This window comes from Cognatiluteimonas profundi, from assembly GCF_009792795.1.
Classification (GTDB): domain Bacteria; phylum Pseudomonadota; class Gammaproteobacteria; order Xanthomonadales; family Xanthomonadaceae; genus Cognatiluteimonas; species Cognatiluteimonas profundi.
Map to the genome: position 1 here is coordinate 426,786 of NZ_VKHQ01000003.1, position 21,400 is coordinate 448,185.

A 21,400-nucleotide genomic window follows, 5' to 3' on the forward strand; every position below is an offset into this window, starting at 1 on the left:
GACCGGCCTGCGGTCACTTGCGCTTGCCTGCCCCGGCGAGGCTTTGCGCCGCGGCGACGATTTCCTCTTCCGACGGAATCACCAGGAACGCAGCGCCAGCAAGCGGGGTGAACGTATCGGCGCCGACCACGCGCTTGAGCGGCTTTGCCCCGGATCCGCCCTCGGTGATCGCCGTGATCACGCCCTCGCCGACGCCGGCACTATGGCGACCTTCGTCCACCACGATGATCCGGTCGCACTGGGCAGCGTGCTTCGCGATCGCCGCCTCGTTGAGCGGCACGAGCCAGCGCAGGTCGACGACGCGAACCTTCCAGCCAAGTTGCTGCTCGATGGTCCGTGCGGCGCGCAGGCTCATGGGAACGCCGTTGCCGAAGCTGACGATCAGGCAATCCGTCGCATCGGGGTTGTAGACACGCTCGTCGCCCAGCACCAGCGCCTGGTCCGGGGCGGGATAGGTCGTGAGCCATCCGCCATCGCCGGCTTCATGCAGGTCCTTCGCCATGTACAGGGCGATCGGTTCGAGGAAGGCACACACGCGACCGTCCACCTTGGCCAGTGCGGCCAGCGTGCGCAGCATCATCGCGGCATCGTCGCCGCGCGAGGCGCAACCGACCACGAGGCCTGGGATATCGCGCAGGGCCGTGATCGAGTTGTCGTTGTGGAAATGCCCACCGAACCCGCGCTGGTAGCCCAGCGACGCGATGCGCAACACCATCGGATTGCGATACTGGTCGTTGCTGAAGAACTGCAGGCTTGCCGCCTCGCCACGGATCTGGTCGCAGGCGTTGTGGAAATACGCCAGGTACTGGATCTCGGGAAACGGCAACAGGCCCATGTTGGCGTAACCCTGGGCAAGACCCAGGATGATCGTTTCATCCAGCAGCGTGTTGAAGACGCGACGGTTGCCGAATGCCTTGTGCAGGCCCTTGGTGACCGTATACACGCCGCCTTTCTGCGCCACGTCCTCGCCGAACAGCAGCGCCTCGGGATACTTGGCGAACAGGTCGTGCAGCGCGTTGTTGATCTGGATCGCCAGGTGTTTCGGCGCCTGCTTCTCCGGCAACCGCGCATCGTCGCCAAAGACCGCAACACGCCTGTCCGCGTAATCGCTGCGCCTCGCCTCCGCGTTCACCGCCTGCGGCGTGTATGGCGCCAGCGGGGCCATCACGTCCTGCAGGGACGTCAGGCGCGGACGGCGGTCGGCATCCTCGGCCGCGGCGAAGCAGCGTTTCCGCGTGTCCTCGTACAACGCAAGGATTTCGTCCTTCGACATGAGGCCGGATTCGAGTGCGATCCCGGCACTGCGCAACAGCGGATCGCTGGCCTCCACGGCGCACAGCTCCTCGATCGAGCGCCATTCGATCTCGAAGTCGGTTCCGGCGTGACCCATGATCCGCGTGGTACGCAGGTGCAGGAATGTCGGGCGTCGCGAACGACGGCAATGTTCGACCGCCGCGCGCACCTGGCCATAGCCTTCGGCGAGGTCCAGCCCGTCGGCAAGGAAATAATCCAGGTCGGCGCGGTTGCGGAAATTGCGCGCGATCCAGTCGGTCGGCGTCTTGACCGAAATGCCGATGCCGTTGTCCTCGCACACGAACAGGACCGGTGCGGGCAGCTTCTGGTAGGCCGTCCATGCAGCGGCGTTGAACGCCGTCTGCGCCGTCGCGTGGTTGCTCGATGCATCGCCGAAGGAGCAGATGGCGATGCTGTCGTCCGGGATCGGCAGGCCGCAACCCATGCGGCGCGCCTGTTCGATCGCGACCGCGGTTCCGAATGCCTTGGGCAGGTGCGATGCGATGGTCGACGTCTGCGGCAGCACCCACAGCGGCTTGCTGCCCCAGACCTTGTGGCGGCCACCAGAGGCCGGATCGTCCTTGCTCGCCGCGAACGACAGCGCCGAGTCGGTGATCGGATCCATGCCCGGCAGCTTGCGGAAGCGCTCGGCCATGAATCCGCCGCTGCGATAGTGCAGGAAGGCCGGATCGGTGTGGCGGGTCAGCCGCGCCACCATCGCGTTGCCTTCATGGCCACTGGAGCCGATCGTGTAGAAGACCTTGTTCTGCACGCGCAGCACGCGCGCCATCAGATCCAGGTGGCGGCTGATCAGCTGGGATTCGAACAGCTCGCGGAATCCGCGGGCATCGAGCTCGCTGCCTTCCAGGATGGATTCGTCCGCCGATGGCTTCGCATCGGCCTGCCCGCGCCAATCGCGGACGAATTCCTGGAAGTTGACGTCGCAGATTTCCGCGCGATTGACGCCGCGCATGCGTGGTGGAATGGCAACCGGTGTTACGGACATCGAATACTCCGCCCTGCCATCGGCAGCGCTCAAATGATTCTCAGGATTGCGCGAACCGGGCGGCGACGTCGGCCGAGGGTGCCGGCATGGCAATGAAACCGGGCGTCGCCCGGACGCGGGCCAGCCAGTCCCGCACGGCCGGATAGGCTGAAAGATCGAAGCCGCCTTCGCCGGCGACGTCGGTGTAGCCGAACAGCGCGATGTCGGCGATCCCGTAGTCAGGGCCGCTGAACCATGCGGCAGCCGACAGGTGTCGCTCCATCACGGCCAGGGCCTGGTGGCCGCGCTGTTGCAGTTCCGGCAGGTTGCCGCGCCGCGGTGAATCGAGCGGCGTCCATCCGCGGATGAAACGCGCCACCGCGACGTAGGGCTCGTGGCTGTATTGCTCGAAGAACATCCAGCTCAAGGCCTGCGCGCGCTGCCAGCTGTCTTCCGGCAGGTATGGCGTGCCTTCGGCGAGCCAGAACAGGATGGCGTTGGACTCGGCCATGACGCGGCCGTCTTCGAGCTCGATCAGCGGCACGCGGCCGTTGGGATTCTTCGCCAGGAAGTCCAGCGTACGGGTTTCGCCACGACTGCTGTCGACCTCGACCCAGCGGTATTCGCGACCAAGCTGCTCGAGCAGCAATCGCAGCTTGTGGCAATTGCCGGACGCCGAGAACCCATACACGATGATCATGCGGACGGCCGCGCCCTGCGGGCGCGCCATTCCTCCCGGGTCTGGCCCCACAGTTCGACCGCGTGCGAATCCAGCGGCGGTGCAAGCTTGACCGGACCACGGTTGCGCGAACCCAATCGCGCGGCCACCGCTTGCGAGGCGGCATTGGCCGGCGAGATCGTATGGATCACGTCGGTCCAGCCCAAATGGTCGAAGGCCCAGTCCATGGACGCGGCACAGGCTTCGGTCGCATAGCCCTTGCCCCATGCATCGGGATGCAGCGCGTAACCCACCTCCGTGCCCGGCCAGCCGTCAGGCTGCCAGGGACCTGCATGGCCAACCCACTGGCCACTGGATTTCTCGACCAGCGAGAACATGGCGAAGCCCTGCAACGCCCAGGCGCCCGGCATCTGCAGGAATCGCCGCCACGCATCGCCCCGCACCATCGGGCCGCCGATGTGCGACGTCCCTTCGTGGGCGAACATCTCGGCGTAGCGCTCGAAATCCTCGATCCGCGGCAGGCGCAGGATCAGGCGCTCGGTTTCCAGCGTGGGTCCGTCGACCATCGCCCAGTCTCCTTCGATCAGAATGCGCTGATGCCGGTCAGTTCACGGCCGATCACGAGCTGGTGCACGGTCTCGGTGCCCTCGTAGGTGATGACCGATTCCAGGTTGAGCGCATGCCGGATGGCGCAATGCTCGGTGGTGATGCCGGCGCCGCCCAGCAGGTCGCGACACTGTCGCGCGATGTCGATGGCCATGCGGCAGTTGTTCCATTTGGCCAGCGAGACCTGCGCAGGCACCATCCTGCCGGCGTCCTTCAGGCGACCCAGCTGGATCACCAGCAACTGGCCCATGGTGATGCGTCGCGCCATGTCGGCGAGCTTGAGTTGCGCCGACTGCGTGGCCGCAACGGGGCGCTCGAACAGGATGCGCTCCTTCGAATAGTTCAGCGCCTCGTCCAGGCAGGCGATCGCCGCGCCGATCGGGCCCCAGGTGATGCCGTAGCGGGCCTGTGTCAGGCATCCCAGCGGCCCCTTGAGGCCCTTGACGTTGGGCAGCCGGTTGGCCTCGGGCACGCGCACGTTGTCGAAGAACAACGACGACGTCACCGACGCCCGCAGGCTCATCTTGTGCTTGATTTCCTGGGCGGCGAAACCGGCCATGCCCTTCTCGACGACGAAGCCCTGGATGCCGTCGTCCGTCTGTGCCCAGACGATCGCGATATCAGCGACGTTGCCGTTGGTGATCCACATCTTGGAACCGTTGAGGACCCAGTCGCCACCGTCCTTGCGGGCGGTGGTCTTCATGTTGGCCGGATCCGAACCACCGTGCGGCTCGGTCAGGCCGAAGCAGCCGATCACCTTGCCGGCGGCCATGTCCGGCAGCCAGCGCATGCGCTGCTCCTCGGTACCGTAGGCATAGATCGGATACATGCACAGCGAGGACTGCACGCTGACGAAGGAGCGGATGCCGCTGTCGCCGCGTTCGAGTTCCTGGCAGATCAGGCCGTAGCTGACCGCATTGAGGCCGTGGCCGCCGTACTGCTCGGGCAGGGACGAGCCCAGCAGGCCCAGTTCGGCGATCTCCGGAACCAGCTCCTTCGGGAAACGTCCCTGGTCGAATGCGTCGCCGATGATCGGCAGCACCCGCTCATTGGTGAAGCGGGCGACGGTGTCCTGCACCGCGCACTCCTCTTCCGACAACAGCGAGCGGACGTCGTACAGGTCGTTGAAAGGCAGGGCCATGGCAGGTTGGACCGACAGGAAACCACCATTGTATCGGCCCGTGCTGCGGCGCGGCACCCCCACCGGCCCCATGAAAAAGGGGCCGGATCGCTCCGGCCCCTCGGGTTTGCCCGGGCTGTCGCTCAGCCCTTCTTGCCGCCATCCACCGCGGCGACCTGGGTCACGACCTGCCCATCGACCACCGGCAGCCTGTCGCCGGGCTTGTGGTCCATCCGCACGGTGTTCTCCTGGCCGTTGTAGCTGTAGGTCACGTCGTAGCCGATCGTCTTGTCCTCACTGCCCAGCGCGATGCGGCTGCCGGGCTTGCTGCCGGTCCGCATGGTGCCGGTGGTGCCGTCCGGGTTGCGGTACGTCACGTTGTAGGCGACGACGCGCGACGACTGCGACGTCGAGGCCTCGGTGTGGCACTGGTGCTCGGTACGGCTGATGACCTTGTTTTCGGCATGGCGCTGCTCGATGGCACGACCGGCAAATCCGCCGCCCACCGCTCCGCCGACCGTAGCCAGCTTCTTGCCGGTGCCACCGCCCACCTGGTTGCCGAGCAGGCCGCCGATCACCGCACCGGCGACGGTGCCGCCGATATTGCGCGGGTCACGTCGCGGCGCCTGCTCCTGCACGACGACGTCGTGGCAGACTTCGCGCGGAGTCGATGTGGTGCTGGTCTCGCGCACCGGATCGGTGCCGATCACCTGCGCATAGAGCTTCTGCTTCTCGGTCAGCGGCTTCACGTTGATGACCTGCGCATACTGCACGCGTCCGGCATCGGCCACCGACAGGTTATTCACAGGTGCGTCGCCAGCAGCAAGGCTCGCCTGCGCGGCGGGGTCGGCAGCCGTGGTGAAGGCAGGGTGGCTGTTGCGGCTGTTCTGGAAAGCAGCCACTGCCACGCCGCCGACCAGCAATGAGGCCAGGGCGATTGCGAGGGTGTTGTTCTTCATGGTTGCTCCTGCGACGGGTGGACCCGTGCTTGTGTTGTGTCGAGGCGATTGCAACATCACGCGCCTGAACGGGGGCCGATCAAGCCCCGAGGACCGCGCCGTGGGCTGCATCTGACCGTTGATTGCGGCCGTGCTAGCGTCCCCTTCAATCACGAACGGAGCCAACCATGGCGAACCTCCTGCACGTCCCGCTGCTGCGATGGCTGGCGCGATTGCGTTATCCCAAGCTCTTCCTGGTCATCGCCGGGCTGTTCGTGGTCGATCTGATGATTCCCAACTTCGTTCCCTGGGACGACATCCTGCTCGGCCTGGGGACACTCCTGCTGGCGCGGTGGAAGGACCGCGATGCGACGACCACCGGCAATGCCGCGCGCAATGGACGCAATGCAGCTGATCGATAGCCACTGTCACCTGGACGTCGACGCGTTCGACCACGACCGGGCGGACGTCGTCGCGCGCGCGCGCGCAGCGGGCGTCACCCGCCAGATCGTGCCGGCGATCGATGCGGCGGGCTGGCCGCGATTACGCGAGACCTGCACGGCCGACCCAGGTCTGTTTCCCGCCTACGGCCTGCATCCGATCGTGCTTGGATCGCACCGCCCACAACACATCGACGAGCTGCGCGCCTGGATCGAACGCGAGCATCCGCTCGCCATCGGCGAATGCGGCCTGGACTTCTTCATCGACGACCCGCGCGTGGACGAGCAGCTGGCGTATTTCGAACCGCAACTGCTGCTGGCTCGCGAATTCGACATTCCGGTGATCGTTCACGCCCGCCGCGCCGTGGACGCCGTGATCGCAGCGATCCGCAAGGCCGGCGGCATCCGCGGCGTGGTCCATAGTTTTTCGGGAAGCGTCCAGCAGGCCCGTCAACTCTGGCAGTTGGGTTTCCTGGTGGGACTTGGCGGCCCGGTGACATACGAGCGTGCCACCCGGCTACGCAAGCTGGCGGCAACGATGCCGATCGAATACCTGCTGCTGGAAACCGACGCGCCCGACCAGCCGGACAGCGGCCACAAAGGGCAGCGCAACGAGCCATCGCGCCTGGTCGACGTGCTGGAAACCATTGCGCGGTTGCGGGGAGAGGATCCGGCGCACGTCGCTGCCGCGACGACCATCAACGCCGAACGCCTGTTCCGCTTGCCGGCGCAGCAGTAGCCGCGTCGAAGCCTGGGTCACTTTTTCAGCAGCAGTTCCAGCAACCTGCCGACCGCGGCAAACGCGAACGCGCCAGTGACATGCGTGGCTGCGCCCAGTCCACCACCGCAATCGAGCTTCAGCGCCGCATCGCCGCTGACACCCTTCGGTCGCACGCCGCACACGCTGCCATCGGGCTGCGGATACTTGACGTTCTCGAGCGAATACACCGCCGACACCCCGAAGTAACGAGTCGCGTTCTTCGGGAAATTGAATTCCCCGCGCAGCTTCCTGCGCACCAGCGACAGCATCGCATCGTGCTCGGTCCGGGACAGGTCGCGCACCCGCACCTGCGTGGGATCGGTGCGGCCGCCAGCGGATCCGACGGTGATGATCGACTGCTTGCGGCGCCTGCACCAGGCAATGGCCTCGACCTTGGTGCGAAAGCTGTCGCAGGCATCCAGCACGACGTCGAAGCCCCGGTCGAGCAAGGCATCCAGATTGGTCGGCGTGAGGAAGCTCGCGATCGCCTCGACCTCGATCTGCGGATTGATCGCGCGGCAGCGTTCGGCCATCGCCTCGGCCTTGCCGCGTCCGTACTGGCCGGAAATGGCCGGCAGCTGTCGATTGGTGTTGGACACGCACAGGTCGTCGGCATCGATCAGCGACAGATGGCCGACGCCCGAGCGCGCCATCGCCTCCACCGCCCACGAGCCGACTCCGCCAAGGCCCACGACGGCGATGCGGCTGCCGCGGAAACGCGCCACCGAATCGCTGCCATACAGGCGATTGACGCCGGAAAACCGCTCAGCCCAGGGGTCGCTCATGCCCACAGTTTAACGACGGCGGCGGTGCAACGCGGCGTGGTATCGTCGCCGGCAACCCGGGCAAGAGGCCAACGTCCATGGCAAGCAACGCGCAGCGTTACCTGTTTCTTTTCCTCATCGGCCTTGCGATGGGCATCGTTGGAACGGTCATGGCCATGCGCGCGCTCGATGCGCGGCAGGACCACTTCCCGGGCAGCGTGATGCAGGTGCAGCAATGGCACATGGCCCAGCTCAAGGCCGATGTCGACCAGAACCGGTGTGCGGCGACGGACACCCTGCCCCACCTGCAGGCACTGCGGACGATGGCCAACGACATCCAGCCCGCATTTGCCGACCTGCGCGACGACACGCGATTCTCCAAGCACGCCAGCGACTTCCGCGCGACGCTGGACACGGCACTGGCGAGCCCGCCGCTCAATTGCGCTGGCGTCGGCACGGCACTCGCGAAGATCGGCGAGGACTGCAAGTCCTGCCACCAGGATTTCCGCAACTAGGCTTGCGGCAACGCATCGCCATGTGAACACCGGCTGACGCACGACCGGCGAAATCGATCGATTGACCGGCTATTCACAAATCGCCTCCTAAGGTTGGCCCAAGGTTTCGGAGCAGCGTGCTCCTGCCTCCCACGGTTTACCCAGGAGACTTCATGAATATCCGTCTGATCGGCGCCACCGCATTGCTCGCTTCGCTGGCAGCTGCCGGCTGCGCCACCACCACTCCGGGCTATGCCCCGGCTTACGGCTCGGGCTATGGCTCGGCTCCGGCCTCCACGTCGTGCTACGACTGCGGCACCGTCACGCGCATCGAAGTCGCCTCCACCACGTCGAGCAATGTTCCCAACGCGACCGGCGCGGTCCTCGGTGGCCTGGTCGGCGCGGCCGCCGGCCACGAAATCTCCGGCCATACCGGTGGCAGCAAGGGCAACCAGAACATCGCAACGGCCGCTGGTGCGGTAGCTGGCGCGATCGCCGGCAATGCGATCCAGAATCGCCAGCAGGCACAGGGCGCCTACAACATCTACGTGCGCATGAACGATGGCCGCACCACGGTCGTCACCCAGAGCGACCTGGGCAACATTCGTGAAGGTTCGTACGTGAGTGTTGCAAATGGCCACGCCTCGCTGCGTTGACATTTGCTGATCGACTGATTGAGAGAGAAGGCCCGCCAATGCGGGCCTTTTCTTGCGCCACCATCCGTGCGGCCGCCGGCGAGCCCGGCAATGCAAGAATGCCGATCGACAGTGCTTGCGAGGTATGACATTGCCTGGATCGACCCTCTATTACGTCGTCGCGGCCATCCTGATCCTCGTTGGCATCGCCGGCGTGGTGCTGCCGGCACTTCCGGGGCTTCCGCTCGTTTTCGCCGGCATGTTGCTGGCGGCATGGGCAGGCGGCTTCGAGCAGGTCGGCCCGACAACGCTGGTGATCCTGGGTGTGTTGACGCTGTTGTCGCTGGGAGTCGACATCTGGGCCGCAGCAATGGGCGCGCGCCGCGTGGGGGCCAGCCGGCTGGCACTGATCGGCGCCGTGCTCGGCACGCTGTCGGGGATTTTCCTTGGCCCGGTCGGCTTGTTCGTCGGACCCTTCGTGGGCGCGCTGGCTGGCGAGTTGCTGCATGGCCGCAAGCTGGATGTTGCAGGCATGGGCCAGGCCACCAGGGTCGGCTTTGGCACGTGGATGGGGATCGCGCTTGGGATTGCGTTGAAGCTGATGCTGGCCATGGCAATGCTGGGCCTGTTTGCATGGGCGTGGTTTCATTGAAGCCGCGGCTTGATTCGACACACTGAACTGGAAGCCTGGGGCCGTCGATGTCTTTTGAATGGAGTCGAAAACACGTGATCTGGACCATCGTGATAACAGTGCTTGCGACGATCCTGGTCGCCGTCCTGGCAATGAACTTCGCCACGCCGGAGAAGAAACTCGAGCGCAAGATCGAACATCGCTACGGCGTCTCCGATCCGCAGTTCAGGCGCGAGATGGGCGTGCTGCTCGGTCCGGCGATCCTGCCCGGCAACCGCATCACCGACCTGGAGAACGGCGACGAGATCTTCCCGGCGATGCTGCAAGCGATCGGATCCGCGCAGAAGACCGTCACCTTCGAGACCTACATCTACTGGTCCGGCGATATCGGCAAGAAGTTCGCCGCGGCCTTCATCGATCGCGCGCGCAATGGGGTCAAGGTCAACCTCACCATCGACTGGGCCGGCAGCGTCAGCATGGACGCCGACCTGCTCAAGGCCATGACCGATGCCGGCGTGCGCGTGGAGCGCTATCGCCCGCTGCACTGGTACACGCTGGGCCGGATCAACAACCGGACCCACCGCAAGCTGCTGGTGGTCGACGGCAGGATCGCCTTTACCGGCGGCGTCGGCATCGGCGATCCATGGCAGGGACACGCCCAGGATCCCGATCATTGGCGCGACATGCATTTCCGCATCGAGGGTCCTGTCGTGGGACAGGTGCAGTCGGCCTTCAACGACAACTGGATCAAGACCACCGGGCAACTGCTCAATGGCGCCGATTATTTCCCGCCGTTGGCGCCTGCGGGCACGATGGATGCGCACATGTTCATCAGCTCGCCGGTTGGCGGCAGCGAGAGCATGCACCTGATGTACCTGATGGTGATTGCCGCCGCCGAGCATTCGATCGACCTCTCGGCTGCCTATTTCATCCCCGACGACCTGATCACCAAGGCGCTCGTCGCCGCGCGCCACCGCGGGGTGAAGATCCGCATCCTGATGCCGGGCGAGAACACCGACTCCGACGCAGCGCGCGTCGCATCCAAGGCCGGCTGGGGCCCATTGCTGCTGGCTGGCGTGGAAATGTACGAATACGAGCCGACGATGTTCCACAACAAGATGTTGATCGTCGACCACCAGATGGTATCGGTGGGCTCGACCAACTTCGACCTGCGCTCCTTCCAGCTCAACGACGAGGCCAGCCTCAATGTCTACGATGCCGGGTTCGCCAACCGCATGACCGAGGTCTTCGAGCAGGACCTGAAGCCGACGAAGCAATACACCTATCAGCAGTGGAAGCATCGCCCATGGAAGGAAAAATTCGCCGAGCGCTTTCTGATCCCCTTGAAGTCGCAGCTGTAAAGCACGGATCCGGACCATCGGTCCCGCCGCATCGACCGTGCGGCAACGATCCTTGCTGCATCATGGGCCGATGGAAACGACGAAGATGATCAATCGCCGACTGGCTGCGGGCCTGCTGGCCCTTTGCCTCGCCAGTGGCGCCTGCATGGCGCAACCCCGGACGCCGGCGAACACCGCGCCGGATGCGGCGGCCGCGCCCAACCCGCAACAGGTCGCCAGCGAATTGCGTGCCGGCGCCCGCGATGACAGCCGGATCGCGTCGGCGGTCGCGGCGCGCCTGTTGCGGCAAACCGCACTGTCCAAGGTCAGCGTCGAAGTCCAGGGCGGCGTGGTCATGCTTGGCGGCACGGTGCCGGAAGACACCGACCGCGCGCAGGCGCAGACACTGGCACGACAGGTGCGCGGCGTCACCGATGTCGCCAGCGCGATCCAGCTCGATGCCAGCCTGCAGACACGCTTCGACCGGGCGCTCGACCAGGTCAAGGGACGCGTGATCCGCATCGTGGCGGCGGCGCCGCTGCTGGTGATCGCCGCTGCGATCGTCCTGCTCGCATGGTGGCTGGGCAACGTCGTGGGACGACGGCCGGTGCGCTGGCTCAAGCAACACAGCAACAATCCCTACATGGACGGGCTCGTCCGCCGCATCCTGCAATCGATCATCGTGCTGTGCGGCATCCTGCTGGCCTTGAACCTGCTCGGTGCAACCGCGCTGGTCGGCGCCGTGCTCGGCTCGGCGGGCGTGATCGGCCTGGCGCTGGGATTCGCCTTTCGCGACGTGGCCGAAAACTACATCGCAGGCGTGCTGCTGAGCCTGCGCCGCCCGTTCGCGCCGGGCGACCAGCTGGTCATCGACAAGTACGAGGGCAAGGTCGTGGCGCTGACATCGCGTGCGACCCTGCTCATGACCATGGACGGCAACCACCTGTCGCTGCCCAATGCGCTGGTGTTCAAGTCGGTGGTGCTCAACTACAGCGTCAACCCGAAACGCCGCTTCGACTTCAGCCTGCTGATCGATCCGTCCGAATCGATCCGCGAATCGCAGCAGCTGGCCATCGCCGAGATCGCCCGCATCGATGGCGTGCTGTCCGAACCCGCGCCGTCGTGGATCGCCGAGAACTTCGTCGCGTCCGGGATCTCGCTGAAGTTCTTCGGCTGGGTGGACCAGCGCAGCAGCGACATCGGCAAGGTGCGCAGCGAGGCCCTGCGCGCCGTCAAGGCGGCGTTCGCCAAGGCCGGCATCGAGGCACCGCGTTCCGTCCAGTACGTTTACACGGCCCCTGCCCCGCCGTCCGGCATCGATCATGCGCGGAAGGCTGCAGCCGAACCGGCCGACCAGGGCGACACGTCGGTCAACCACGACATCGATCCGCAACTCGCGGCCGCGCAACAGGCGACCGACCAGAAGAACCTGCTCGACGACACCACGCGTCCATCGGACGGCGACGTCGCCGCGCGCACGCCCTGACCGTCAGCCCAGCACGACGGGAATGCCGCCGATGCGCGCCTTCCATTCCCGCGGGCCGGTCTCGTGCACGGACTCGCCGGTGGAATCGACCGCGACCGTCACCGGCATGTCCTGCACGGTGAATTCGTAGATCGCCTCCATCCCGAGATCGGCGAAACCGACGACGCGCGCCGCCTTGATCGCCTTCGACACGAGATAAGCAGCCCCACCGACCGCCATCAGGTAGGCCGACTGGTGCTTGCGGATTGCCTCGATCGCGACCGGGCCGCGCTCGGCCTTGCCGACCATGCCCATGAGACCGGTCTGCTCGAGGATCTGACCGGTGAACTTGTCCATGCGCGTGGCGGTGGTCGGCCCGGCCGGCCCGACAACCTCATCGCGCACCGGATCGACCGGGCCGACGTAGTAGATGAAGCGCCCGCGCAGGTCGACCGGCAATGGCTCGCCGCGATCCAGCATCTCCACCATGCGCTTGTGGGCGGCATCGCGGCCGGTCAGCAGCCTGCCATTGAGCAGCAGCACGTCACCGGGCTTCCAGCTGGCGACGTCCTGTTGCGTGATCGTATCCAGGTCGACGCGCCGGCCCTTTGACGCGTCGTAGGTGAGCTGCGGCCAGTCGGCCAGCGATGGCGGGTCGAGCATCACCGGGCCGCTGCCATCGAGGGTGAAATGCGCATGCCGCGTCGCCGCGCAGTTGGGGATCAGCGCGACCGGCAGGTTCGCCGCGTGCGTCGGGTAATCCTTGACCTTGACGTCCAGCACTGTGGTCAGGCCGCCGAGGCCCTGCGCGCCGATGCCGAGCGCGTTGACCTTGTCGTACAACTCCAGCCGCAGTTCCTCGGCCCGGCTGGATGCACCACGCGCCTGCAGGTCGGTGATGTCGATCGGCTCCATGAGGGCTTCCTTCGCCAGCAGCATGGCCTTCTCGGCGGTACCGCCGATGCCGATGCCCAGCATGCCCGGCGGGCACCAGCCGGCGCCCATGGTCGGCACCGTCTTCAGCACCCAGTCGACGATGGAGTCGGACGGATTGAGCATGGCGAACTTCGATTTCGCCTCCGAGCCGCCGCCCTTGGCCGCGACGATGACGTCCACGGTGTTGCCCGGCACGACCTTGACATTGACCACGCCAGGCGTGTTGTCCTTCGTATTGATGCGCTTGCCCGCGGGATCGGCGAGCACCGACGCGCGCAGCTTGTTGTCCGGATGGTTGTAGGCGCGGCGCACGCCCTCGTGGACCATGTCCTCGACGCCCATGGTCGCGTCGTCCCAGCGCACGTCCATGCCGATGGTGAGGAACACGGTGACGATGCCGGTGTCCTGGCAGATCGGCCGATGGCCTTCGGCGCACATCCGCGAATTGATCAGGATCTGCGCGATGGCGTCCTTCGCCGCCGGAGATTGTTCGCGTTCGTAGGCGGCGGCGAGGCTGCGGATGTAATCGACCGGGTGGTAATAGCTGATGTATTGCAGCGCGTCGGCGACGGACTGGATCAGGTCTTCCTGCCGGATCGAGACCGGCACGCGCGGTAGCTTGGCGTCGGCGACCGACGCCTGGGGGACATGGCTCACGGAAGGCTTCACGGTGCAATGGGGCCGCCATTCTAGCGTCCGGGCCCAACGGCCCTGTTGTCAGGAGCAGCCCCCGCAGCAGGTCGTGCCTTCCGCATGCAGCGGGGCCACGCTGGTTGGATAGCCTGCGGCGCGCAGTGTTTCGGTGACGCGTTTCTCGCTGAAAAGGCCGTTGGCCAGCAGGCGGCCGCGGTCCACGTCGGTGGCGACCTCGGCTTGCGGATCCAGTCCGCGGATCACCGAAGCGATGGCCAGGGCGGACGGCTCGTCGACGAGTCCGACTACATCGAACAACATGGTTTCTCTCCTGCGCAGGTGCGACAACCGCACGGGCCCATCCTCGCAGCGGGTGGTAGTCGTCTGCCTTGACCGGGGTCATGCAGCGGCCACAGGCACAATGTCCCGATGCCCGTATCTCCGCCTGTCGCCCGTCCGCGCAACCAGCCCAGCCTGCGCGAACGCGTGGGCGCGCTGCGCAACATCCCGCCGTTCCTGCGGCAGATCTGGGCGACCAGCAAGCCGCTGACGCTGGTGAGCCTTGGCCTGCGCCTGGTGCGGGCCCTGCTGCCGATCATCACGCTGTATGTCGGCAAGCTGATCATCGATGAAGCCGTGCGACTGGTGGGCCTCAGCCTGGGTTTCGGCGCGCTGCCGGCGGCATGGAGCAGCGGGCAACTCGATCACCTCGGGACACTGTTGCTGCTGGAGTTCGGGCTGGCGATCCTGTCCGACCTGCTCGGGCGACTGGTGAGTTACGCCGACGGCCTGCTGTCGGAGCTGTTCACCAATGCCACCAGCGTGCGGTTGATGGAACACGCCGCGACGCTCGACCTGGAGGATTTCGAGGATCCCGACCTGCAGGACAAGCTCGATCGCGCGCGCCGCCAGACGATGGGCCGGATGAACCTGATGAGCCAGTTGTTCGGCCAGGTGCAGGACACGATCACCGTCATCGGCTTCGCGATCGGGCTGCTGGTGTATGCACCGTGGTTGATCCTGCTGCTGGCGATCGCGCTGGTGCCCGCCTTCATTGGCGAGGCGCATTTCAACTCGCTGGACTACTCGCTCAATTTCCAGTGGACGCCGGAGCGCCGGCAACTGGAATACCTGCGCCAGATGGGCGCCAGCGTGGAGAGCGCGAAAGAAGTCAAGATCTTCAACCTCAATCGCTTCTTCATCGCCCGTTTCCGCGAGCTGTCCGACCGCTTCTTCCGCGCCAACAAATTGCTGGCGCGCAAGCGCGCGATCTGGGGCACGTTGCTCGCCGCGCTCGGCACGCTGGGTTACTACATCGCCTACGCCTACATCGCGTGGCGCACGGTCAAGGGCGATTTCTCGATCGGCGACCTGACCTTCCTGGCCGGCAGCTTCCGGCGTCTTCGCCAGTTGCTCGAGGGCCTGCTGATCGGCTTTTCACAGGTCGCGGGGCAGGCGCTGTACCTGGACGACCTGTTCTCGTTCTTCGACATCCAGCCGGAAATCGCCTCCGGTCCCGACGCATTGGCGATCCCGCGCCCGATCGCGAGGGGATTCACGTTCGAGAACGTCGGTTTCCGTTATCCGGACGCGGAGCGCTGGGCATTGCGTGGACTCGCGTTCGAACTGCGCGCCGGCGAAGTGCTGGCGCTGGTCGGCGAGAACGGAGCCGGCAAGACCACCCTGGTGAAGTTGCTGGCACGGCTCTATGACCCGGACGAGGGCCGCATCCTGCTCGACGGGCGCGACCTGCGCGACTACGACCTGGAGGACCTGCGCGCCAACATCGGCGTGATCTTCCAGGACTTCGTGCGCTATCACCTCAGCGCCGGTGAGAACATCGGCGTGGGGCAGATCGACGCCATGGGCGATCCGGTACGCATCCGCGAAGCGGCGCGACGATCGATGGCCGATGAGGTCATCGACGCGCTGCCGCAGGGCTACGACCAGTTGATCGGTCGTCGCTTCAAGACCGGCGTCGACCTGTCAGGCGGACAGTGGCAGAAGATCGCGATCGCGCGCGCCTACATGCGCGATGCGCAGGTGATGATCCTCGACGAACCGACCGCCGCGCTGGACGCACGCAGCGAGTTCGAGGTGTTCCAGCGCTTCAAGGAACTCTCCATCGGGCGCACGGCGGTGCTGATCTCGCATCGTTTCTCCAGCGTGCGCATGGCCGACCGCATCCTCGTGCTCGCCGAAGGCCGGCTGGAAGCCTCGGGAACCCACGAGCAACTGCTTGCCCAGGGCGGACGCTACGCGGAACTGTTCGAGTTGCAGGCCGCCGGTTATCGATGAACACGGCTCCCATCGGGTCTTGTCGCACCGGTAACGCGGCTGCGCCTAGCCTCGGATTGCCGGCATGCGCCGACGCCCCAGGAGAATGCGATGCGACACCGCAACCAAGGCCCGGAAGCCGGGCGACAACCGCATCCAGGCCAGCATTCGGTCAAGCCGCCGCACTACGCCGGCGAGCGCGAAGACGAATCGCTCTACGACGGCCTTCCGTCGCTTACCAATCGTGGATGGGGCCCAGACCGGTCCGACGAAGCCCACACCTACGGCTATCCCGGCCAGGGCGGTTACGGCGACTTCAGCACGACGCATCAGGGCCGTTTCGGCGAAAGCCAAGGGCGCCACGCACAGAGCGGCCAGGCCCGCGGCGGGGCGGAATTCTCCGGACACGCGCGCGAAAGCCGGCCGTCGCTGGGCATCGGCGGTCATCGCGGACACGGACCGGGCGGATACGTGCGCCCGGACGATCGCATCGTCGACGATGTCGTCAGCCGCCTCACCCACGACGAACACGTCGACGCGCGCGAGATCCTGGTGATGGTCGAGGGCGGCGTGGTCACGCTGACCGGCAACGTGCCGCATCGGTCGATGAAGCATCGTGCCGAAGACATCGTCGCCGATGCCCTTGGCGTACGCGACGTGCACAACCGCATCCGCGTGGATGATGGTTCGGCATCGGCGGGTCTCCCGGGACAGTCCGTCCGCAGCGGACAGGACCAACTGGGAAGCGGGTTCTCCAGTTCCGCACGCCCCGACCAGGTGTACGACAACCCGAGCAGGGATTCGAACTGGCCAGCGACCTGAGGCCCTCACGATGATGCGTCCAGCCGCCGGCACGCTTGCAGCCATCCTGGCGCTGGCAATGTGCGCCTGCAATGCGAATCCCGTGGACGCGCCTGCCACGGTTGGCGGCAAGCCAACCGCTGCGGCGGCGTCGACTGGCGACACCGTGATCGCCCGCGGACTCGACCATCCATGGTCGGTGGCCCTGCTGCCGCAAGGTGGATTCATCGTGACCGAGCGTGTCGGTCGCCTGCGACGCATCGCCGCGGACGGAACCATGTCGCCACCCATCGCGGGCGTGCCGGTGGTCTGGGCGCAGGGCCAGGGCGGGCTGCTGGACGTGGCGCTTGCACCGGACTTCGCGAGCAGCCAACGCATCTACCTGAGCTTTGCCGAACCGGGCCCCGGCGACAGCGCGGGCACGGCCGTGGCTATGGCGACACTGGGCGACAAGGCATTGCGCGACGTGCGCGTCATCTATCGCCAGGAGCCAAAGCTGGTCGGGCCGAATCATTTCGGATCGCGGATTGCCTTCGACGGCAAGGGTCATGTCTTCATCAGCCAGGGCGAGCGTTTCGACCGGATGCGTGCGCAGCAGCTGGACATGCTGCAGGGAAAACTGGTGCGGCTGAACCTGGACGGCAGCATCCCGCCCGACAATCCATTTGTCGGCCACGCCGGCGCGCGACCTGAAATCTGGAGCTACGGCCACCGCAACATGCAGGGCCTCGCGATCGACCCGCGCAGTGGCCGCTTGTGGGAAAGCGAGCACGGCCCGCGCGGCGGCGATGAAATCAACCTGCCGCAGCCGGGACGCAACTACGGCTGGCCGATCATCAGCAACGGCATGGACTACTCCACCAACCGGCCCTACGCCGAAACCGTTGGCACGCAGGCGCCCGGCATGGAGCCGCCTTATCACGTGTGGAAAAAATCCCCGGGACTGAGCGGCATGGCGTTCTACACCGGACATCCCGGATCGCGCTGGAACAACAGCCTGTTCCTGGGCGCGCTCGCGGATCGCAACCTCATCCGGTTGACGCTCGAAGGCGATCGCATCGTCTCCGAGGAGCGATTGCTGGACGACCTGGGCGCGCGCATCCGCGATGTGCGCGTCGGCGCGGACGGCAGCGTGTATGTGCTGACGGACGAGGACGACGGTCACCTGATCCGACTGCAACCGCCGATGACCGGGCGCTGAGCCCATGCCCGGCGCACGCAGGACCGATCCGGATCCAGCCTGACGACAGCTCAGAACAGCGCCGGTTGCGCATCGTCGGCCGCGGGATAACGCAGCACGCCGTCGTGCATCCGGGCAGCCGGATTGAGCGGATGCGATTGCTGTTTTCCCGGTGCCATGAGGTGCACGACCTGCCATCCGCGCGCGACGAAGTCATCGGCGATCAGCCGCCGATGGCAACGCCACCAGAGCGCCTCGGCGCACATCACCGCGCATCGCGTGTCGGCGGCTTCGCGCATCAACCGCTCGCGCGCCAGCTGGAATTCCTCCGTGGCCATGTAATCGGCGTAACCGCGGAACGCGGCCACGCGCCAGGCATCGTTCGGTGAATCGGGTCGCGGCATGCGTCGTCCTCCGAACTCCGGCATCGGCAGGTAGGCGATGCCCGTCTCCTGCAACGCAGCGGCCATGGCGACGGGGGAAAACTGCGGATTGCGACGGGAACCGGCGAATCGACGCACATCCACCACGCAGGCGATCGACGCCTCGCGCAGCATGTCGACGAAAACGTCCCAGTCGCGCGTCGAATGGCCGATGGTCCACAGCACGCCGTCGGACTCGGTGGCGGGCGCCTCGGCGGACATTGGCTGAATCATCGCTTCATCCTGCGGCGACATGCATGAAGCGGCCTTGACGGACCGGCATCTAGGCTGGAGGTCTTCCCGAGCCATCCGGCAACAGGCGACCATGAACGATTCCAGCAGCCTTGCGCGCACCTCGCAGATCCTCCAGTTCCTGCTCAAATATCGCAGCGCCGGCGTCTTCACCGGGCTCGACCTGGATGCCGCCACCCTGCCCGCCGACGGCGCCGTTGGCGAAGAGGGAAAGCCGGAGCAATTCGTCAGCGACCTCGAAGCGCTCGGTCCTGCCTTCATCAAGATCGGCCAGGCCCTGTCGACACGGCCCGACATGGTCCCGCCGCCGTACCTGGCCGCGCTGGAGCGGATGCAGGACGACGTGGAGCCAGAGCCATTCGAGAACATCCGTCCCGTGATCGAGGAAGCCCTCGGGGTGCGGCTCAACCGCGCGTTCGCCACGTTCGACGAAGTGCCGATCGGTGGCGCATCGCTCGCGCAGGTGCATCGCGCCACCTTGCGCGACGGCCGCGCGGTCGCGGTCAAGGTGCAGCGTCCGGGCGTGGCCGAAGCGATCCGGGTGGATCTTGATGCGCTGACCCGCCTGGCTGGCCACGCGGACCGCATGACCGACCTTGGCAGGCGCATCCGCTTCTCGGACTGGGTGCACGAATTCGGCAAGGCCCTCGTCGCCGAGCTCGACTACAAGGCCGAGGGCGAAAACCTCGAGCGATTCGGCGACCACTTCAAGGGCTATCCGGAACTGTTCGTCCCCAAGCCCGTGTGGGATTTCACCGCGTCACGGGTGCTCACCATGGAACTGGTCACCGGCACCAAGGTGACGGCGCTGTCCGGCGTGCGGCGGACCGAACAGCAACTCGACCACCTCGCCTCGGCACTGATGCGCGGCTACCTGGACCAGATGTTCGTGCATGGCGAGATCCACGCCGATCCGCATCCGGGCAACCTGCTGGTCACCGACGACGGACGGCTGGCGCTGTTCGACCTGGGCATGGTCGCGCATGTCCCGCCCAAGCAGCGCGAGCGCCTGTTGAAGCTGCTGTTCGCCGCCGTCGACGGCCGTGGCGAGGAAGTCGCCAACGAAGCGATCGCGATGGGAACGCGGCTGGGGGATTTCGACGAAGAGCGCTTCCTGCGCGAAATCGGACAGATGGTGGCGCGCTATGCGGCGCATGGCTCGCAATCGATGTCCGAAGGCCGCCTGATGCTCGAACTGGTGCGCGTGGCGACGGCCTGCGGCCTGCGCACCCCGCCGGAGCTCAGCCTGCTGGGCAAGACCATGCTCAACCTGGAGCAGGTCGCGCACGCGCTCGATCCGGACATGGACGTCAAGGGCATCGTCGAACGCCACCTGGAACACGTGATGCGCGAACGGCTGAAGAAATCGCTGTCGCCGTCCAACATCGCAAGCGAACTGATCGAGGTGCAGGCGCTGCTGCGCGAGTCGCCACGCAAGGTGTCCGACATCCTCTCGCTGCTGGCCGAGAACAAGCTGCAGGTCCGCATGGCCGGCCTGGAGGAATCCCACCTCATGGAGAGCCTGCACAAGATCGCCAACCGGATTTCCGCGGGGCTGGTGACCGCGGCATTGATCGTGGCCTCGGCGATGATGATGCGCATCGACACGCCAACCAGGCTGTTCGGCTATCCAGCCATCGCGATGGTGTTGTTCGTCATCGGCGCGGCGCTCGGCATCACGATCGTGCTCAGCGCGCTGTTCGGCGACCACAAGGCCAAGCCACATGAAGAACGTGGGCCGCGCTGACGTGGTTTTGGCGGGCACGCCTGCCTTCAGGCCGGGCAGACGAATACCGGGCGAGTCGCTGGCCCCGTGTGCATTGCCGGCGAGGACCCGCCGTGATCCGCATCCGTCGCGCTAAAATGCGCGCTTCCTGACGCTGCAAGCCTTCCGCATGTCCTCCGCCTTCGGCACCGAAACCGTGCTGGACGTCCGTCACTGGACGGACGACTACTTCAGTTTCACCACCACCCGCGATGACGGCTTCCGTTTCGACAACGGGCAGTTCGTCATGATCGGCCTGCAGGTCGCGCAGCCAGACGGCACGCTGAAACCGCTGCTGCGCGCGTATTCCATCGCCAGCGCCAACTGGGAGGAGCAGCTGGAGTTCTTCAGCATCAAGGTGCCCAACGGCCCGTTGACCTCGCGACTGCAGCACATCCAGCCCGGCGACACGTTGCTGCTCGGCCGCAAGCCGACCGGGACGCTGCTGATCCACGACCTGCATCCGGGACGCACGCTGTACCTGCTCGGCACCGGCACCGGTTTCGCGCCATGGCTGGCGGTGATCAAGGATCCGGAGACCTACGAGCGCTTCGACACCGTCGTGCTGACCCATGGCGTGCGCAACGCCCGCGATCTCGCGTATCGCGATTACATCGTCAACGAACTGCCACGGCATGAATTCCTCGGCGAACAGATCGCGGCCAAGCTGAAGTACTACCCGGCGGTGACGCGCGAGGACTTCGTGTTCGACGGACGCAACCAGCGCGGACGGCTGACCGACCTGCTGGCCAGCGGGCGCATCGCGGCGGATCTCGGGCTGCCGTCGCTGGATGCCGAGCACGACCGCGCGATGATCTGCGGCGGTCCGCAGATGCTGGGCGACTTCCGCGCGTTGCTTGACGCGCGGGGTTTCAGCGCCGCACCGCGCATTGGCGTGCCCGGGCATTACGTCTACGAGCGCGCGTTCGTCGAGAAGTAGCGGGCCTGCTGGCCTTATGTAGGGGCAGCTTATAGCCGCGAGCT

At 66.1% G+C, this 21,400-nt stretch carries 21 protein-coding genes; 12 read left to right on the forward strand and 9 right to left on the reverse strand.

Features of this window, described 5'->3' with window-relative positions:
- Nucleotides 1-13 precede the first annotated feature (13 nt).
- The 5 genes from GST15_RS03945 to GST15_RS03965 form a co-directional block, all read right to left on the reverse strand.
- Nucleotides 14-2,299: a thiamine pyrophosphate-dependent enzyme gene (locus tag GST15_RS03945; protein WP_159015945.1), complete on the reverse strand. Its 2,286-nt coding sequence runs from the start codon at nt 2,297-2,299 to the stop codon at nt 14-16.
- Between the two features lie 40 nt (nt 2,300-2,339).
- Nucleotides 2,340-2,978 carry a glutathione S-transferase family protein gene (locus tag GST15_RS03950; protein ID WP_233263041.1) on the reverse strand — a complete coding sequence of 213 codons (639 nt, stop codon included), beginning with the start codon at nt 2,976-2,978 and terminating at the stop codon, nt 2,340-2,342.
- The gene (locus GST15_RS03955) at nt 2,975-3,523 is read right to left on the reverse strand and encodes a GNAT family N-acetyltransferase (protein WP_159015947.1); all 549 of its coding nucleotides are present in this window, start codon (nt 3,521-3,523) and stop codon (nt 2,975-2,977) included. The genes GST15_RS03950 and GST15_RS03955 overlap by 4 nt, the downstream gene beginning before the upstream one ends.
- Nucleotides 3,524-3,540: 17 nt before the next feature.
- Nucleotides 3,541-4,704: an acyl-CoA dehydrogenase family protein gene (locus GST15_RS03960; RefSeq protein WP_159015948.1), complete on the reverse strand. Its 1,164-nt coding sequence runs from the start codon at nt 4,702-4,704 to the stop codon at nt 3,541-3,543.
- Between the two features lie 122 nt (nt 4,705-4,826).
- On the reverse strand, nt 4,827-5,642 hold the full coding sequence (locus GST15_RS03965) for a glycine zipper 2TM domain-containing protein (protein ID WP_159015949.1): 816 nt from the start codon (nt 5,640-5,642) through the stop codon (nt 4,827-4,829).
- 167 nt (nt 5,643-5,809) lie between these two features.
- Here GST15_RS03965 and GST15_RS03970 point away from each other — a divergent pair, with 167 nt between their 5' ends.
- Both GST15_RS03970 and GST15_RS03975 read left to right on the forward strand, forming a co-directional pair.
- The gene (locus GST15_RS03970) at nt 5,810-6,043 is read left to right on the forward strand and encodes a DUF6116 family protein (RefSeq protein WP_159015950.1); all 234 of its coding nucleotides are present in this window, start codon (nt 5,810-5,812) and stop codon (nt 6,041-6,043) included.
- Complete coding sequence (locus GST15_RS03975; protein ID WP_159015951.1) at nt 6,027-6,800, forward strand: TatD family hydrolase; 774 nt, start codon at nt 6,027-6,029, stop codon at nt 6,798-6,800. Before GST15_RS03970 ends, GST15_RS03975 begins: the two co-directional genes overlap by 17 nt.
- A gap of 17 nt (nt 6,801-6,817) precedes the next feature.
- On the opposite strand, the gene GST15_RS03980 is transcribed toward GST15_RS03975, so the two are convergent.
- The gene (locus GST15_RS03980; RefSeq protein WP_159015952.1) at nt 6,818-7,606 is read right to left on the reverse strand and encodes a tRNA threonylcarbamoyladenosine dehydratase; all 789 of its coding nucleotides are present in this window, start codon (nt 7,604-7,606) and stop codon (nt 6,818-6,820) included.
- A gap of 77 nt (nt 7,607-7,683) precedes the next feature.
- Between GST15_RS03980 and GST15_RS03985 the strand changes: the two genes are divergently transcribed.
- The 5 genes from GST15_RS03985 (at nt 7,684) to GST15_RS04005 (ending at nt 12,171) form a co-directional block, all read left to right on the forward strand.
- Nucleotides 7,684-8,100, forward strand: coding sequence for a cytochrome c (locus GST15_RS03985; RefSeq protein ID WP_159015953.1), 417 nt, complete (start codon nt 7,684-7,686; stop codon nt 8,098-8,100).
- 152 nt (nt 8,101-8,252) lie between these two features.
- Nucleotides 8,253-8,735 carry a glycine zipper 2TM domain-containing protein gene (locus GST15_RS03990; RefSeq protein ID WP_159015954.1) on the forward strand — a complete coding sequence of 161 codons (483 nt, stop codon included), beginning with the start codon at nt 8,253-8,255 and terminating at the stop codon, nt 8,733-8,735.
- Nucleotides 8,736-8,859: 124 nt separating this feature from the next.
- Nucleotides 8,860-9,366: a DUF456 domain-containing protein gene (locus tag GST15_RS03995; RefSeq protein WP_425482191.1), complete on the forward strand. Its 507-nt coding sequence runs from the start codon at nt 8,860-8,862 to the stop codon at nt 9,364-9,366.
- A gap of 74 nt (nt 9,367-9,440) precedes the next feature.
- Entirely contained in the window at nt 9,441-10,706 is a 1,266-nt protein-coding gene (locus GST15_RS04000) for a phospholipase D-like domain-containing protein (RefSeq protein ID WP_199268707.1), read from the forward strand.
- A gap of 70 nt (nt 10,707-10,776) precedes the next feature.
- Nucleotides 10,777-12,171: a mechanosensitive ion channel family protein gene (locus GST15_RS04005; RefSeq protein ID WP_159015956.1), complete on the forward strand. Its 1,395-nt coding sequence runs from the start codon at nt 10,777-10,779 to the stop codon at nt 12,169-12,171.
- A 3-nt stretch (nt 12,172-12,174) separates the two neighbouring features.
- Here the strand turns inward: GST15_RS04005 and GST15_RS04010 are convergent, their stop codons facing one another.
- The gene (locus tag GST15_RS04010) at nt 12,175-13,695 is read right to left on the reverse strand and encodes a fumarate hydratase (RefSeq protein WP_159016438.1); all 1,521 of its coding nucleotides are present in this window, start codon (nt 13,693-13,695) and stop codon (nt 12,175-12,177) included.
- A gap of 108 nt (nt 13,696-13,803) precedes the next feature.
- A complete protein-coding gene (locus tag GST15_RS04015; RefSeq protein WP_159015957.1) occupies nt 13,804-14,040 on the reverse strand; it encodes a heavy metal transporter in 237 nt (78 codons plus the stop codon).
- A gap of 108 nt (nt 14,041-14,148) precedes the next feature.
- On the opposite strand from GST15_RS04015, the gene GST15_RS04020 reads away from it, so the two are divergent.
- The 3 genes from GST15_RS04020 to GST15_RS04030 all read left to right on the forward strand — a co-directional run bounded on the left by GST15_RS04020 (nt 14,149) and on the right by GST15_RS04030 (nt 17,998).
- Nucleotides 14,149-16,017 carry an ABC transporter ATP-binding protein gene (locus GST15_RS04020; protein WP_159015958.1) on the forward strand — a complete coding sequence of 623 codons (1,869 nt, stop codon included), beginning with the start codon at nt 14,149-14,151 and terminating at the stop codon, nt 16,015-16,017.
- Nucleotides 16,018-16,107: 90 nt separating this feature from the next.
- Nucleotides 16,108-16,818, forward strand: coding sequence for a BON domain-containing protein (locus GST15_RS04025; protein ID WP_159015959.1), 711 nt, complete (start codon nt 16,108-16,110; stop codon nt 16,816-16,818).
- A gap of 10 nt (nt 16,819-16,828) precedes the next feature.
- Entirely contained in the window at nt 16,829-17,998 is a 1,170-nt protein-coding gene (locus GST15_RS04030) for a PQQ-dependent sugar dehydrogenase (protein WP_199268708.1), read from the forward strand.
- A 50-nt stretch (nt 17,999-18,048) separates the two neighbouring features.
- Here the strand turns inward: GST15_RS04030 and GST15_RS04035 are convergent, their stop codons facing one another.
- Complete coding sequence (locus GST15_RS04035; RefSeq protein WP_233263042.1) at nt 18,049-18,633, reverse strand: DUF488 domain-containing protein; 585 nt, start codon at nt 18,631-18,633, stop codon at nt 18,049-18,051.
- A gap of 91 nt (nt 18,634-18,724) precedes the next feature.
- Between GST15_RS04035 and GST15_RS04040 the strand changes: the two genes are divergently transcribed.
- A complete protein-coding gene (locus GST15_RS04040; protein WP_233263043.1) occupies nt 18,725-20,398 on the forward strand; it encodes an ABC1 kinase family protein in 1,674 nt (557 codons plus the stop codon).
- A 148-nt stretch (nt 20,399-20,546) separates the two neighbouring features.
- On the forward strand, nt 20,547-21,356 hold the full coding sequence (locus GST15_RS04045) for a ferredoxin--NADP reductase (protein WP_159015961.1): 810 nt from the start codon (nt 20,547-20,549) through the stop codon (nt 21,354-21,356).
- Nucleotides 21,357-21,400: the final 44 nt, after the last annotated feature.